The organism is Actinotignum urematis, assembly GCF_051264595.1.
In the GTDB taxonomy this organism is placed as follows: domain Bacteria; phylum Actinomycetota; class Actinomycetes; order Actinomycetales; family Actinomycetaceae; genus Actinotignum; species Actinotignum timonense_A.
Window position 1 is genome coordinate 1 of record NZ_JBOZBG010000023.1, and the last position, 15388, is coordinate 15388.

General features: G+C 63.5%; 11 protein-coding genes and 2 tRNA genes. 5 read left to right on the forward strand and 8 right to left on the reverse strand.

Annotated features, from left to right (window positions below):
- From tig to ACRQDJ_RS08505, 6 genes are all read right to left on the reverse strand, one after another.
- A partial coding sequence (gene tig / locus ACRQDJ_RS08480; RefSeq protein ID WP_435717990.1) for a trigger factor occupies positions 1-1394 on the reverse strand: 1394 nt, incomplete at its 3' end.
- A 339-nt stretch (positions 1395-1733) separates the two neighbouring features.
- A complete protein-coding gene (locus ACRQDJ_RS08485) occupies positions 1734-2576 on the reverse strand; it encodes a MetQ/NlpA family ABC transporter substrate-binding protein (protein WP_087071032.1) in 843 nt (280 codons plus the stop codon).
- Positions 2577-2695: 119 nt separating this feature from the next.
- On the reverse strand, positions 2696-3472 hold the full coding sequence (locus ACRQDJ_RS08490) for a methionine ABC transporter permease (RefSeq protein ID WP_284897204.1): 777 nt from the start codon (positions 3470-3472) through the stop codon (positions 2696-2698).
- The gene (locus ACRQDJ_RS08495; protein WP_284897205.1) at positions 3469-4455 is read right to left on the reverse strand and encodes a methionine ABC transporter ATP-binding protein; all 987 of its coding nucleotides are present in this window, start codon (positions 4453-4455) and stop codon (positions 3469-3471) included. Before ACRQDJ_RS08495 ends, ACRQDJ_RS08490 begins: the two co-directional genes overlap by 4 nt.
- Positions 4456-4799: 344 nt before the next feature.
- A complete protein-coding gene (locus tag ACRQDJ_RS08500; RefSeq protein ID WP_284897206.1) occupies positions 4800-7559 on the reverse strand; it encodes a hypothetical protein in 2760 nt (919 codons plus the stop codon).
- Between the two features lie 245 nt (positions 7560-7804).
- Positions 7805-7875: transfer RNA gene (locus tag ACRQDJ_RS08505), tRNA-Gly, on the reverse strand.
- 198 nt (positions 7876-8073) lie between these two features.
- Between ACRQDJ_RS08505 and ACRQDJ_RS08510 the strand changes: the two genes are divergently transcribed.
- Together ACRQDJ_RS08510 and ACRQDJ_RS08515 are read left to right on the forward strand one after the other, a co-directional pair.
- A tRNA-Pro gene (locus ACRQDJ_RS08510) sits at positions 8074-8147 on the forward strand.
- A 334-nt stretch (positions 8148-8481) separates the two neighbouring features.
- Positions 8482-9534 carry a zinc-dependent alcohol dehydrogenase family protein gene (locus tag ACRQDJ_RS08515; RefSeq protein ID WP_026428489.1) on the forward strand — a complete coding sequence of 351 codons (1053 nt, stop codon included), beginning with the start codon at positions 8482-8484 and terminating at the stop codon, positions 9532-9534.
- 57 nt (positions 9535-9591) lie between these two features.
- Here ACRQDJ_RS08515 and ACRQDJ_RS08520 read toward each other — a convergent pair whose 3' ends face one another.
- Positions 9592-12162, reverse strand: coding sequence for a MaoC family dehydratase (locus ACRQDJ_RS08520; RefSeq protein WP_284897622.1), 2571 nt, complete (start codon positions 12160-12162; stop codon positions 9592-9594).
- Between the two features lie 134 nt (positions 12163-12296).
- Positions 12297-12461, reverse strand: coding sequence for a 50S ribosomal protein L32 (rpmF, locus tag ACRQDJ_RS08525; protein ID WP_016442420.1), 165 nt, complete (start codon positions 12459-12461; stop codon positions 12297-12299).
- A gap of 348 nt (positions 12462-12809) precedes the next feature.
- Here rpmF and ACRQDJ_RS08530 point away from each other — a divergent pair, with 348 nt between their 5' ends.
- The 3 genes from ACRQDJ_RS08530 to cysK all read left to right on the forward strand — a co-directional run bounded on the left by ACRQDJ_RS08530 (position 12810) and on the right by cysK (position 15344).
- Positions 12810-13448: an IMPACT family protein gene (locus ACRQDJ_RS08530; RefSeq protein ID WP_284897620.1), complete on the forward strand. Its 639-nt coding sequence runs from the start codon at positions 12810-12812 to the stop codon at positions 13446-13448.
- 97 nt (positions 13449-13545) lie between these two features.
- Entirely contained in the window at positions 13546-14199 is a 654-nt protein-coding gene (locus ACRQDJ_RS08535) for a TetR/AcrR family transcriptional regulator (protein WP_284904403.1), read from the forward strand.
- A gap of 212 nt (positions 14200-14411) precedes the next feature.
- Positions 14412-15344, forward strand: a complete 933-nt coding sequence (gene cysK, locus ACRQDJ_RS08540; protein ID WP_284897024.1) for a cysteine synthase A — start codon at positions 14412-14414, stop codon at positions 15342-15344.
- Positions 15345-15388: the final 44 nt, after the last annotated feature.

The window sequence follows — 15388 nt, forward strand, 5'->3', positions numbered from 1 at the left end:
GCCGCGGCGTCGTCGCCCTGCACCGGAGCGGAGTCAGCCGCGCCGCCTTCATCAACCGGGCCATCCCACACGGGGCGGGACGGGGCGGCGGAGAAGTCCGGGGTCAGTTCACCTTCCGGCTTTTCGCCGACGACCTTGATAACATCCACCTCGTTGCCGTTAGTGTCCACAACCTTGGCCAGGCGCAGCGCGGAGATGAGCGCCTTGCCACGGCGCAGCTCGCCGCTGAAGGCACCGAGCTGGCCGGTCTGCGCGGCCGCGGAGATGAACTGGTTGGGATCCATGCCGTAGGACTGGGCCTGCTGGACCAGGAAGTTGAAGAGTTCATCCTGGGTGGTCTCCACACCGAACTTCTTGACCAGTTCGTCCAGGATGATCTGATCACGCAGGGAATCGCGGATTTCCCCGCGGATTTCCTTAGCGTGGTCATCGTCGGTGGCGCGGTTTTCGGATTCGAGGTGGCGTTCCACTTCGGCGTCGATCACGCGCTTGGGCAGCTGCACCGTGACATCCTCACGGAGCTTATCGAGGAGGAGGTTGCGAGCGGCCATGACCTGGACCTGGGCGGCATCCGTGGCGGCCTTCTCCGCCAGGTCCGCGCGCAGTTCCTCAATGGTGTCAAATTCGGAGGCGAGCTGGGCGAAATCATCATCGGCTTCCGGAAGCTCGGATTCCTGCACCTTCTCCACCACGACGGTCACATCGGCCTGCTCGCCGGCGTGCTCCCCGCCCACGAGGGTCGAGGTGAAGCTGAGCTCATCGCCAGCGGAGGCGCCATTGACGGCCTCATCGAGGCCATCGAGCATATTGTCATCACCGATGCGGTAGGACACGCCCTCCACCGAATCAACTTCTTCGCCGTCAATGCTGGCGGAGAGGTTAATGGTGACGTAATCGCGGCTGGCGGCGGCGCGCTCCACCGTCTTAAGGGTGGCGAAGCGTTCGCGCAGCTGCTCGAGGCGCTCATCCACGGCATCCGCATCCGCATTGGTGGCTTCCACTTCAAAGCTGTACTGCGCAGGATCCGGAATCACAATAGCCGGGCGCACATCCACCGTGACGGTGAAGGCGAGCGGTTCGGTGGAGTTCTTCTCCATCGCCACGCCGGTCACGTCCACCCCGGGGCGGCCCATGGGCACGAGGTCGTGTTCTTCCAGAACGTCCTGGTAGTAGCCGTCCAGGGAGTCGTTAATCGCCTGCTCCACAATCGCGGCGCGGCCAATCTGCGCTTCCAGAACGCGCGCGGGCACGTGCCCCCGGCGGAAGCCAGGGATCTGCACCTGGTTGCCGATGGTCTTCGCGGCCTTGTCAATTTCCGGCTTGAATTCCTCGAAAGGAACCTCAACGGTCAGCTTCACCTGGGTGGGATCGAGCTGTTCGTAGGAGCTTTCCAACTTTTTCTCCAGTCTAAAAATGGGGGTGATAACCCTTGCCGATAGGACGAATCCGTCCCCTTACTGCGCCGCGCCGGGCGCGGGCATACCCGCTAATTCTACGGCACGTACCCCGGGTGATGGGAGTTCTAGCGCAAAACTACCTGCCATATGTGAACGCACTCTCACCCGCGCGGGGCTCGGGGGTCCGCCGCGCACAGCGCCCAGAAGCATGCCGACGACGCAGCTGCCCGGCACCTCAAAGCGAGGTGCCGGGCAGCTGATATCACTTGCCTACCGGTGCGGCAGGCACGGCGAGGTAATCCCGCGCGGCGTTGATCACGCGCGGGGCGATCGGGCTTAGAAGGCGGGAATAACCTCACCATTGGGCCAGGTATCGCGAATGTACTTGGCAACTTCGGGGCTGTGCAGCGCGGCATCCAGCTTCTTCACGCCCTCGAGCTTCTCGCCGGTGGCCTTGGAGTTCCAGGCGAGGATATTGCCGTAGGGGTTATCGGTCGGGTCTTCGGTGTAGATAGCGTCCTTGGAGGGAACCAGGCCATTTTGCAGGGCGAAGTTACCGTTGATAATCGCGATATCCACGTCCGGGAGGATCTTCGGGACCGAGGGGGCATCAGCTTCGCGGAAGGTGAGGTTCTTCGGGTTATCCACCACATCGTAAATGGTGGGGGAAGCAACCTGCGGGTTGAGCTTGATGAGGTTGTTCTTCTGGAGCAGGTCGAGGGCGCGAGCCTGGTTGGACGGATCGTTGGTCACGCCCACCACGGCATTGTCCTTGAGTTCGCTGAGCTGCTTAATCTTCTTGGAGTAGATGCCGTAGGGCTCGATGTGGATGCCCGCGCCGTGGTCCAGGGTGTAGTTCTTTTCCTTGATTTCGTTCTCAAGGTAAGGAAGGTGCTGGAAGTAATTCGCGTCGATTTCCCCGGCGTTGAGCGCCACATTGGGCTGCACGTAATCGTTGTACTCGCGGATATCCAGAGTGAAACCGGCATCCTTGGCGAGGTTGTCATTGACGAATTCCAGGATCTGCTTATGCGGGGCCGGCGAGGCGCCGACAACGAGGCGCACCGCGCCGTCGTCGTTCTTCGCGGGAGCGGAGGAGGACGAATCCGAGCTACCACAGCCGCTCAACGCAAGCGCGCTCACCGCAGCTACCAGGGCAATTTTCGAAAGCTTCTTCATGGTTGTATATTCCTCTATTTTTCACAATGTTGGTGGTGATAACGGATCGCTGTACACCGTTATGCTGACAGCGCTGGTCCGGGTGATTCCCGGTGGTGCGTGACCCGGCCGGCGGTTCCTTAGCGGTGATCCACCAGCCGGCTGAGCATGTCACCCAGCGCCTGGATAACCATGACGAGGAGCACCAGCACGATCACCACGATCGTGAGCACATCCGGGCGGTTATTGTAGTACCCGGCATTTTGGGCCATGGCGCCCAGGCCGCCGCCGCCCACGGCGCCCGCCATCGCCGAGTAGCCGACGAGGGTGACCGCGAGGATCGTGACGGATTGGACGAGGGCCGGCAGCGCTTCGCGCATAAGCACCCCGAACATAATGCGGGTGCGGGAGGCTCCCATCATGAGGACGGCTTCCACTTTGCCGCGCTCAACACCCATGAGATTGGATTCCACCAGGCGCGCGAAGTAGAAAGCCGCGGAGATCGTGAGCGGAACGGTGAAGCCTTGCCATGCGCTGCCCGTTCCGGCGATGGCACGCGAAAAGCCGATAAGAATAAAGACGAAGATAATGAAGGGAATGGCGCGGCCCACATTGACAATAAAACCGAGGGTCTTATTGAGGAGCGGCGAGGGAAGCAGTCCCCCGCGGCCGGTTGCCACCAGGATCATCCCGAGGATCAGGCCAAGCGCCGAGGCAATCACGGTGGAGATACCCACCATGGCCAGCGTTTCGAAGGTGGCGCGAGCCAGGCCGTCCTTGATTTCCGGGGCATCGAACCAGGTGCCGCGCTCAAGCGGGAGAGCGGCCGCGGCGGAGCTGACCGGCGCGGAGAGAACCGGGGTGAAGAGCCCCGCGGCGGATACCGCCGGCGAGACTGCACTAAGAAGAATGGTCATGCTGCCCGCACCTCCGCGGTGATTCCGGCCTCGTTCATCGCGGTGAGAACGGTATCCACCTGCGCGTCATCAACCACAAGGGCCAGGCGCGCGATCTGGATCGCGCCGATAGATTCAAAAACACCCGCGCCAATATCGCAGCCGAGCCGCGCGGCCAGGCTGAGCGCCTGGGAGCCGGCAGTTTCGCCGGGGCGGGCGGTAAAGGCAATATCAATAATGGAGCCGGAAACATTGGTTGTTTCAATATCCGGGGCGGGCACCAGGCGGCGCGCCAGGGGCGAACTCACGTCTGCGAGAACGCTTTCGATGGTGCCGCCGGCGGTAATCCGGCCCGATTCGAGGAGGGTGACCGAATCGCAGATCCGGCGTACCACGTCCATTTCGTGGGTAATAATAACGACGGTCACCCCGTAAGCATCGCGCACTTCGCGCAGCAGCTCGAGGATTTGCAAGGTGGTATCCGCGTCCAGTGCGGAGGTGGGCTCATCGCAGAGCAGCACCGAAGGTGTGGTGGCCAGGGCGCGCGCAATGGCTACGCGCTGGCGCTGCCCGCCCGAAAGCTGGGATGGATACGAATCGCCCCGATCAGCAAGGCCGACGACGCCCAGCAGCTCGCGCACCCGTTCGGCGATCTTCGCGGATTTTTCCCCGGCGATCTGGAGGGGGTAGGCGATATTTTCCGCGGCGGTACGTGCCTCAAGCAGGTTGCCGCCCTGGAAGACCATCCCGATGGTGCGCCGGGCCGCGCGTAATTTCGAGGCCGGCAGCGCGTTGAGGTCTTCACCGTTAATACGAATGGAGCCGCTGGTGGGTTTTTCCAGGGCGGTGAGGCAGCGAATAAGGGTGGATTTACCGGCCCCCGATTCACCGACGATGCCGTGGATTTCCCCAGTGGGGATGGTGAGCGAGATGCCGCGCAGCGCCGCCACGGATTCCGCTCCGCGGCGCGGGTAGATCTTCTCCACCTCGGCTAGTTCGATCATCTCGTATCCCCTGACGTTTCCCTGAGCGCGCAGCGGGGATGCTGCGCACAGTCAATCATCGTAGGTGTTTTTGCCGGGGACAACAACGCAATGGCTCACTCATGAGATACGCCACGGCGGGTTTGTGCGGCCTAAACAGGGCTATCCCCTCGGTTTTCCCCGGTATTTTAGCGCTTTCCCCGCCGGCGCTGCCGGTCGAGCTTTTGCGCAAATATTTCACCAAGGTCCCCCGAGGGGATAGCTGGCAGGTCTCTGACCTGCTTTTTTAGGCGCTTAGGAACCGGGCGCGGCCGCGGGCCCATCGCTAGGCTCACGGCCGCTTCCGGCGCTACTTTCGTGACCGCTTAGCCGCGGTACTTCCGGCGCAGTGCGAAACCGCCCAGGATGAGCGCGGCTGCTCCCGCCATCCCGGTTGCTGCCGCGGCGCCGGTATGCGCGAGCTTGGCCGCGGGGCGCTTCACCTTCACCGTCGGAGCCTTCTGCTCCGGCGCGGGCTTCTGCTGCTCCGGTCCGGGGTTTTGCTGCTCCGGTCCGGGCTTCGGGCCGGCAGGAGCGCCCGGATTAGCCGGTTCGTTCGGCGTTCCGGGTGTTCCAGGCGTGCCCGGCTGCGGATCCGGGGTACCCGGTACTTCCGGAGCTACCGGCGGCTCAGGCGTACCCGGATCGCTCGGCTCGCCAGGCGTACCCGGTGTACCCGGAGTCCCGGGCTCTGGCTCGGGACCCACCGGCGGGTCCGGGTTCACCGGCGGCTCGGGCACGGGGCACGGCCGGGCGGAAATATCGAAGCTCCACTCGGTCTGCGCCCCCGCGGCGAAGGTGTAGCGCTGCGGATCCTTGAGCTGCGCCGTCACGGTGACGCTGCCATCCGCCTCCACCCGGATGTACTCCACGAAGGCGGATTCCGGAATGTTCACCGTGGCTGGAGTCCCGCAGGTATCTGCCGGAACCAGGGTGGGAGCAATCGGGGTGACCGCGGGCTTCTCCAGCGGAGTGGCCGTGCAGGCATTTGAGGTGAGATCCAGGGTCCAGGTGGCCGTGCGATGCTCCTGATCAACCGTGTAGCTCGCCCCGGCACCCGGCGTCGCAATAAGATACCCGGGCTCCGCCGTCGCGGTCACGGTGGCCGTGGTACCGGCAATCTCCGGTTCACCGTAGGTCACGCCCTCAACATTCTCCGGCAGAGTTACCTTCGCCGGTGCCACGGTTCCGCTCCCATCGCAGGGCTGCGGGGCACTCACCGGAGCCGCGGGCACAATAATCGTGCCGTAGACCGGGGTCAAGGTCAGATCCTCGGCCGGCATGGCGAACTTCAGGGTGCTATCGGCCGGATTCGCCTGCGCATTCTGCCCGAGGGCTTCCTTGCTCAACTGCTCCACGGGAGTGGCCAGTTCAGATACCGTCCACCACGCAAAGGGCAGATTCTTCTCCCCCGCCGGAATACTCGGCTGCGCACTCGTGCTCACCTGGGCTTGCGGCGCGGTGAAAATATGCTGGCGCGCGGTACCTTCCGGATAGTGCTGCGAGCCGGGCTCAACAACCTGGCCGGTCACGGTGCCGGTTTGCGCTGTATTGCCGATTTGCGCCACGTAGCCCTGGCCAATCGTCCAGTTTCCGGTGCGCTGGCCCTTGTGATTGACCACGAAGCGTGCGCGGGTAGTGGAGGACACGGGGCTGGTACCTGCCGGTCCGGCTACCTTGTTCCTGTCGAGATTCTCATCCACCGTGAACGCACCGTTAGCAAATTCGGCCAGGGCAAAGGTGCCGGGCTTCGTTACACCAATACGCTCCCCAAATTCGGTATTCGGGCAGGTGAGGTAGGCACCGTAGCCGCCCTCCGTTTGTGCGGTCACATTCCCCGTGCCCAGGAAGCGGCAGGTGCCTTGGCCCGCCGTGAAAATCGCGGGGGCATTCTTGGCCCCGTTCATCTTGATGAGGCTCTCACCGGTGCTCGCGAAGGTCACCCCGGTGGCGCCGACAACTCCCCCAGCAACATTCGCTGAGGAAGCGGCCACCGTGAGAGTGGCTGCGCCGTCGGCCTTCACCTGCGCCGCGCCGTACACCCCGTACCCTTGCGATTGCGAGGAGGAGGTGACGCTCAGCGCGGAGGTGCCCCCAACGTTGAGGTCTCCCGCGCTGTACACGCCGAAGCTGGACTGCCCCTGCGCCGTTGCCTGCGCCGCGACCTTCGCGTTGGTGATGCTCAAAACGTCGCCGGTGTTATCGGTATCGCCGCCGCCGGCCTGCATAATCGCCGTTGCCGTGGAGGCGTTGGAGCTGGCTTCCGCCGTGACCGTGGCGCCCTGGGTGCCGTCAATGGTGAGGTTCTTCCAGGCGTTGATGCCGGTTGCCAAACCCGTTTCGTTGGTGACGCGGGCGGTGACCTGAACATTGCCGCCGATACTGAGGTCCGCGGTGCTGCGGATCGCGGTGCTCATCGCGGTATTTTTATCCCCGGTCCCGCACTTCTCGCAGGTAATATCCCTGCCCACGGCGGTGAGCTTTCCTTGGCCCACAATTTCAATCGGTGCACCGGAGGAGTCAAGGCCAATCGAGCCGCCCTTGAGCCAGGTCGCGTTCGGATCGCTGTCTGCCAGATTCACCGGGTATTTATTGATCGTGTTCGTGGCATCGAAGGTGGCATCGCCATCAAAATCGAGGACGTATTTATAGAGGCCATCCTGATTGCCGGCGAAATAGAGGGCGTTCGCGGTGTAGCCGCCCTCGCTCGCGGTAAAAACGTTCGTGCCGCTGAACTTGACCGTCACATCGGAAGCGATCTTGCCCGTGTCCACGGACACGCCGCGCTTGTAAGAGTTCGCGGCATCCTGCACGTAATTATTGAACCACAGGGTTTTTGTGGCAGCGTTCCACGAAATCTTGTTATCGCCGGTCACGAAGGACTGATCCAGGCAATACGTCACGCTATTGGTGTAGTAACTGTCCTGAGCCGGGTAGGTTTTCCCGTCATCCGGCTTGGCGGTGCGCAGGGTGCGGCCCGTGCAGCTGTTGCTGGTCGCGCCCACCACCACCGAGGTCACATCGGCCACCGCATCGGCGGGCACAAAGCCCGCGGGCAACTCGCTCGCCGGCGCGGGAGCTGCCACAGCGGAGGTGACAGCCCCTATTCCAGAACCTAAAAGTACTAACGCAGCTCCGACTGCGACAGATTTTCTCAACATAATGATCCCAACGACATAGGTGCAATCATTGTTAAAGAATACCTATAGATTGAAAATAATATCGTGAAAGTGGGGCATTTCCCTCGTGAGGCATGGTATGGCGCCGGGAAAAGAAAAATAATGTGCGGGAATTTCTATAAGTATTCGCCTAATGACCAGCGAAAATACAGAGCGAGTGAGGAGAATCGAACTCCCATCATCAGCTTGGAAGGCTGAGGTTTTACCACTAAACTACACTCGCGCAGAGCCGCTTTCGCGAACACTACCCGAAGAGAATACCACCCCACCACCAAGACTTCCACTCCGCTACGCGCCCCGGGGCCGTGGGCAGCGCCGGCCAGAATCCATTACACTAGGCACGTTGCCTAAGCCGCGCCGAGAGGCCGGCAGACCGGGAGCGTGCAGTTTCCGGCACACGGCAACGTACACACAACCAGTACGGGACGTGGCGCAGTTTGGTAGCGCACCCGCTTTGGGAGCGGGGGGTCGCGGGTTCAAGTCCCGCCGTCCCGACCGTACACTCTTTCGTTTATTACAGCCTCCTTTCTTTTATTAACGACGACGCCGCCAGCTGGCAGCGCGCAATTCCCGCAAGAGCTGACCCTCAGCGGGACGTATGTCCTTAATATGCGGTCATACCCTCAGTGTCAACGTCAACCCATTTCACCCATCACGCCACCCACTTTCCCACATGTTTTCACATATTTCTTGTAAATCCCCCGGGTGATTGAAATTACACAACGCGCCGCAATATACCCTTTCCATAGGCCATACGTCCCATTAGATTAGAAGGGTGGCGCCAGTCACGGCACCGCATTCACCAGAGCGACTCAATGAGGAGAAAACTATGAAGGCTCTTGTCTACGGAGGCCCGGGTATTAAGGAATGGAAAGAAGTTCCTGACCCGCAAATCCAGCAACCCACCGACGTCATCGTCAAGATGGAAGCAACCACGATCTGCGGTACCGACCTCCACATCCTCAAGGGTGACACCCCGGAAGTGCAGCCCGGGCGCATTCTGGGCCACGAGGGAATTGGCCGCATCACCGAAGTTGGCTCGAACGTGACGAACCTCAAGGTCGGCGACCGCGTGATTCTTTCCTGCGTGAGCTCCTGCGGGCATTGCTCCTACTGCCGTGAAGGCATGTACGCCCACTGCATGGATCCCGAAGGTATGCCGGGCGTCGGCTGGATCTTCGGCTACATGATTGACGGCACCCAGGCCGAATACGTGCGTGTGCCCTTCGCGGAAAATTCCGTGTACAAGATTCCGGAAGGCGTGAGCGATGCGGAAGGTATCCTCCTCTCCGATATCCTCCCCACCGGTTTCGAAATCGGGGTGCAGAACGGCAAGGTCAAGCCGGGCGACGTCGTTGCGGTGGTCGGTTCGGGCCCCGTGGGCCTGGCCGCGGTGATGACGGCGCGCCTGTACGGGCCGGCTAAGGTCATCGCCATCGACCTGGATGATAAGCGCCTGGATCGCGCCCGTGATTTCGGCGCCACCCACACGGTCAATAACAGCTCCGCCGATTGGAAGGAGCAGGTCATGGCCCTCACCGATGGTTTGGGTGTCGATGTCGCCATCGAGGCCGTGGGTGTTCCCGCCACCTTCGATACCTGCCTCCAGATCGTGCGCCCGGGTGGCCACGTGGCCAATGTGGGCGTGCACGGCAAGCCGGTTGATCTGCCTATCGACAAGCTGTGGATCTCCAATATCAATATTTCTATGGGTCTGGTGTCCACCAATACCCTGGAGATGCTGCTCAAGTTGGTGGCCGCCAAGAAGCTGCCCGCCGATAAGTTCGTCACCCACGAATTCGCCTTCGAGGACATTATGGAAGCCTATGAGGCTTTCGCCCACGCCGCGGATACCAATGCCCTCAAGGTCCTTATCCACTAAAGGAACCTGTCCACTCCAACCAGATCTGTCCTCGGACTCCTAGCAGCCTTCCCTCGTTTAGTAGCCCGAGGACGCATCCCCTACGGCCGGGCGCTCCCGTAAGCGCCCGGCCGTAGGTTTGTTAGGGCGCCCGAGGAGTTTCTCCGCCCCGCTGAGGAGCGCGAGCCCGGCCAGGTCATTGGGCTGGTAGGGAATGGAAAGCAGCCCGCCGTCCAGGGCGCGGTCGGTCAGGAAACTGGTGGAAGCCGCGGTGGCTTCGGGATGGTGCAGATCCCAGACCAGCAGGCCCGCGAGGAGGGCCGCAGCGGTATCCGCGGCAAGGGGCGGGTATCCCAGCCGCTCCAATCCGGCATATCCGGCGCGTAGCGGATGGGAAATGAGGACCGATTCGGTGCGCGCCATCGGCGCGATGGTGTAGGAAATATCCCGCCCGGCTTCCCGCTCCACGGTGGCGCGCCACCGCCCGATGCGTTTAGCTGCCGCGTAATTGGGGCCCTGGATATCTTGGAGCAGATTGACGACGCCGCCCTGCCGGGCAGGCCGCGCCCCGGCGAGCTTTGCCCAGCTGCGGATCGCCGCTCGGGAAAGCAGCCCACCGGGGAGTTCGGCGGTGCCAGGTAGCTCAGCGGTGCCAGGTAGCTCAGCGGCGTTGGCGAGGTCCATGCCGCCAGAGAGTTCAGCGGCGCCAGCCGCTGCGGCGTCGTTCCCCGCAACCGGGTAGGCATCCGTGGGGGAACCGTACCAGGCGAAGGCGGCCGCGCTTTCTTCGCCCACCATGCGCAGCACGGCATCCGCTCCCGCCTCCACCAGCACGAACTTATATCCGGGCGCGTAGAGGGTATCCACCACCACGAGGTCGCCGGGCAGGGAGAGAAGCCAGCCGGCCACCGCGTCCGGGGCGGCGGTCACATCACCGAAGCCCGAGGGCGCAATATGCAGGTCCCCGGCAGCTTCCAGGGCTCGGGCGCGCAGGGTGCGCATACGGCGCGACTCGCTGCGCCCCACTCCCGCCACTCGCGCGCCGGTGGCGAGCAGCGTGGGCGCAGGCGAAAGCTCCGCCCCGGCGCCGAGCACCGCCACGGTGCGCCCTTCCAGGCGCATCATCTCCGGGTTCTGCACCACCTCGGTAAGCGCCTCCAGCACCCCCGGCTGCACTCGCCCGTTTTCTTCCCAGAGCGCGAGGTGGTCCAGGAGCTCCGTGCCGCTCAGGTAAACGTAGTCCCCGCGGGCATCCTGGCGGGTTGCCCCGCGCCGGTGCTCCGGAATCTCCCGGCCCCGGAAAGGCACGGTGAAGGGGCAGGGCACCGTGGTGCCCCGCAGGATTTCGCCCCGTGGTGCCCCGCCGCGCGGGCGCAACTCGGCGAGCGGCGTGCCGTCATGCAAGGTGAGGGTGCTGTGCACGAAGTCCAGGCCGGCGCGCGCCGCCTGAGCCCCGTGGGCCGGATCATCGATCCGGGTGAGCTGCGCGTAGGGCTCGCGGTAGGTACGGCGCCAGGGAATTGCTTCTTCAAGGGATGCGGCAAGCGCGGCGTCGCCTTCCGCGAAGACTTCCACCATGCCCCGCGAGACCGCGGTGCTCGAGGGTTTCCCCTCGCGGATGGGGAGCACGATGCCGGCTTGCGCCTCGCGTAATTCCGAACTGGTGTAGCGCAGGTGGACGAGGTCGCGCCCGGTGCGTTCTTCCACCACGGCGACGGCGCCTTCCTCCCCCACGGCGCGCAGCACCACCTTTTGGGGTAGCACCAGGGGCGCCCGGAAGCTGACCGCCCCGCTGCCCGGTGCATCCCCGCGCAGGCCGAGCTGGCCGCAAGCCCAGGCATCGGTGGCGGCGCCGTGGAGCACCGCCCCGCTAAAGCCGAAGAGGCGCGCGGTGGCGCCCGAGAGGTGGATCGGGTTGATATCTCCCGTCAGGCGGGCCCAATGGCGGGCATCTTTAGCGGTGAAGCGCCGTTCGGCCAGGGCGTAGGGCGTGGCGTAGCGCAGATGCCCGGCCTCATCCACCCCGAATTCAGCGCGGAAATCGAGAACGGCGCTGGGGGCGGATGGAGCGTCGGGTGCGGACGGCGTGCCAGGTGCAGACGGAGCGGAGGCCGAGGACGGTGCGGACGGTGCGCCGTCCTCCGGCTGGGCACCGTGCTCGGGTTGCGGTTCTGCCCCGGTGAGGTGCACGGGGCTCCCGGTGCTGCCGCGGTCCAGGTAACGGGCGATTTCCCGGTAACATACTGCGCCGTCGTACAGAATATCCGCCGCGACGAGGAGCGCCGTGCCCTTCTCATCACGCTCGAAACTGGCGACCCAAGCCCGCACCGTGAGCGGGCGGCCGAAGGGGACTGGGCTGAGAATCTCCCACCGTAGGTCGGTGATCACGGCGCCGGTGGCAACGAGGGGAAGGCGGGAGTCGGCAAGAATATCGAGGGTGGGGCCCAAGCACAGCTGGTGCAGCAGGGCAGCCGGGGCGTGCCCGCCCACTCCCCCGCCAGCGAAACGGGCAACGCCTTCCCCCACGGCACGCTCGGCGACCGCGTGGACTTTCACCCGCGGCAGCTCGTCAGCCTGAGGAACGGCGCGGCGGCTAAGTTTCTGGCGAGCCGCGGCAGCGAGGATGGCGGCGTAGCGACGGGTTTGCATGGGGACCCCTTTCATCGGTGTCCCTTCCATTCTAGGAAATGAGCTGCCCGCTGCCGCCAGCAACTGCCCCGCAAGATAAAAAACCCTCGTGAGGAATCCTCACGAGGGTAAGCAAGCTTGAGCTTCCCGCGGACTTAGTCCGAGAGCAGACCCTTCTTGTAAGCCTTGGCCAGCTTGCGCGGGATGCGCACTTCGCGGCCCCGCACGCGGACGGTCTGGAGCTCGGTGAGCTCGGCCTTCCACTGGGAGCGACGAGAGCGGGTGTTGCTGCGGGACATCTTGCGCTTAGGTACTGCCATGTCAACCGCTCCTCTCTACTTTCCGGGCCGCCCTGCGCAGCCGCTACGAATCTTCGTGAATATCCGCGCCAGAACCGGCACTTCAATAACACACAGCGAATGAGTCTACCTCATCACCTCCCCGCCGCGCCAGATGGCGCGTGTGAGATATCAAGCATCGCCGCGCCCCGTATGAGGGGATGGTGCGGCACGGTGCACGCTGGCATGGACGCCGCACCATACGGCGGGAACGGGGCCATACGGCGGGAACGGGGCCATACGGCGGGAACGGGGCCATACGGCGGGCGGGCGCACCATCCGCCGCTGCCCCGCGCCCCGTGCGTGCAGCGGTGATGAGACAATACCGATATGTCGGATGTGCTATTAGAGGCCGGGGCTCGCTACGAAACCGAACTTGAGATCAAGCGTTCACGTTTTATCACGGTGCTGGAGCGGGTTGCTACCGAGGCGGAGGCGCGCGCCGTAATCGACGGTGAGAAGCGGCGCTTCCCCGATGCGCGCCACCATTGCAGCGCCTACGTGGTCTCCGTTGCTGGTAGCGCTCCGATCCACCGTTCTTCCGATGACGGCGAGCCCTCCGGCACCGCCGGGCGCCCCATGCTCGATACTCTCCTCGGCGCGGGCATCACCGACGTCGTCGCCGTGGTTACCCGGTATTTCGGGGGAACCCTGCTGGGAACCGGTGGCCTGGTGCGGGCATATTCGGATTCCGTCACCCAGGCGCTCGGCCAGGCCCGCATGGTGGAACGGCGCGTCGTGCCCCGTTACCGGGCTTTCCTCCCCCATTCCGATGCTGGCAAGTACATTGCTACCCTCTCCGGTGCCGGCTTTACCCCGGAGATGGACTACCACGACCACGGTGTTGAACTGCATATTTCTACGGAACGCGGCGCAGCCCTGGCCGCTATGATGGCAGAGTTATCCGCGGGGAATGTCGGCGTCGAACAAATTGAGGATGCGATTATCGAGGTCCCTCTACCTGGATAAACATGACGACTCGTCTATAGCGCGTTAAAATAAACAAAAACGGCCACATCGTGCTGCGCCGTATCGACATACGTCAACCACTGAATACGGTGATGCCATGAGAAGCCCCCTGCGGTCACACAAGAAGACCGGCCCTAAACCGACCTTTACTGCCGATGAAGCAATCGATGCAGTTTTCGACATTGGTTTGGATCGGTTCACGCTCGGCCAGGTTGCCGAGAAGCTCGGTGTGGCTACATCCGCTCTCTATCGCCTTTTCAAAAGCCGCGAAGACCTCATGGAAGCATGTTTGGCGCGTGTTTCGAGCGAATATCCTCCACCCGAAGGGGATAGTGCGGATGCGTTGCTGCGCGATTATGCGAATAAAGTGTGGGAGCTCATGGATACCCACCCGGGGCTCGATCTGCTTTTCGTGCAGTTCTCCGCCACCTCGCGTTTCATTGCCCCACACCTCAACGCCCTTATTAATGCGCTCGAAGATATCGCCGGCTGGGATGTGGAAATCGGGCTGCTGGCGGTGGATACCGTTACCAATATCATTATGGCCACCCACGCCGCGGCCGCGTCATTCAATAACGTCAAAGATGATGCCGATATCGCCCAGCCCACCCGCGGAAATATTGTGCTGTTCTCCCGCCTGAAATGGCGCGACCGGGCCAACCTCGATACCAAACTCGATTTCCTCATTCCGGCTTTCGCCGCGGAGGCCGAACGGCGCGCGCAGGAATCGGGCACCACCACGCGCGGCTAGCGCGCCGTCCGCGCACCATTCCCGCACCGTACCCGCCGCTCCGGTTCCCGCAAGAACACTCCGCCGCGCCGGGAACGCGCGGCTAGCGCGGGCATTTGCCCAGCTCTATCCACATCTCGGGCCACGGCGCGCCGCGCGCGCTCCAGAAAATACTATGGAGCGGCGGGAACAATATGGCTCGCAGCGGCGTTAGCGTACCCGAGGAGGAAAATATGACCATTTTCAACGACGCTACTGAACTAGTGGGGCACACGCCCCTCGTCCGTATCAATAAGCTCGCGGAGGGCAGCTCCGCGGAAGTCCTCGCCAAGCTTGAGTTTTACAATCCCGCCAACTCGGTGAAAGACCGGGTGGCGGTGGCCATTGTCGACGCCGCTGAAAAGGCCGGTGCGCTGCGCCCCGGTGGCACCATTGTGGAGGGCACCTCTGGGAATACCGGGATCGGCCTAGCCTGGGTGGGCGCCGCGCGCGGCTACAAGGTTATTTTGACGATGCCGGCGTCCATGTCGGTGGAACGGCGCATGCTGCTGCGCGCTTTCGGGGCGCGCCTGGAGCTGACCGACCCGAAGGAAGGCATGCGGGGCGCCGTGGCGCGCGCCGAAGAAATTGTGGCAACGACCGAGAACGCGATCCTGGCCAGCCAGTTCACGAACGTCGCCAACCCGGCGATCCACGAAAAGACCACCGGTGAGGAAATCTGGGCGGATACCGAAGGCAAGGTGGATTACTTCGTTGCCGGTATCGGCACCGGGGGCACCATTACCGGGGCGGGGCGCGCGCTGCGCCGTCACAACCCGGACGTGAAGATTATCGCGGTGGAGCCCGCCGAATCCCCGCTGCTCTCCGAAGGGCGGGCCGGTTCGCACGGCATCCAGGGTATCGGCGCGAATTTCGTTCCTGAGGTTCTTGACACCGAGCTCTACAACGAAGTCATCCCAGTTCCCACCGCGAAGGCGCTTAAGGTGGCCCGCGCGGCTGCTACCTCGGAGGGCCTGCTGCTGGGCATTTCCGGAGGCGCCGCGCTCCAGGCCGCCCTCGAGGTGGCGGGACGCGAGGAAGCCGCCGGCAAGCGCATCGTCGTGATCATCCCCGATTTCGGTGAGCGCTACGCTTCCACTCCTCTTTTCGATCCCTACCGCGACTAGTGGGAGGTACCGGTACGACGGCGCAGGCCAACCTGGCGCGGGGC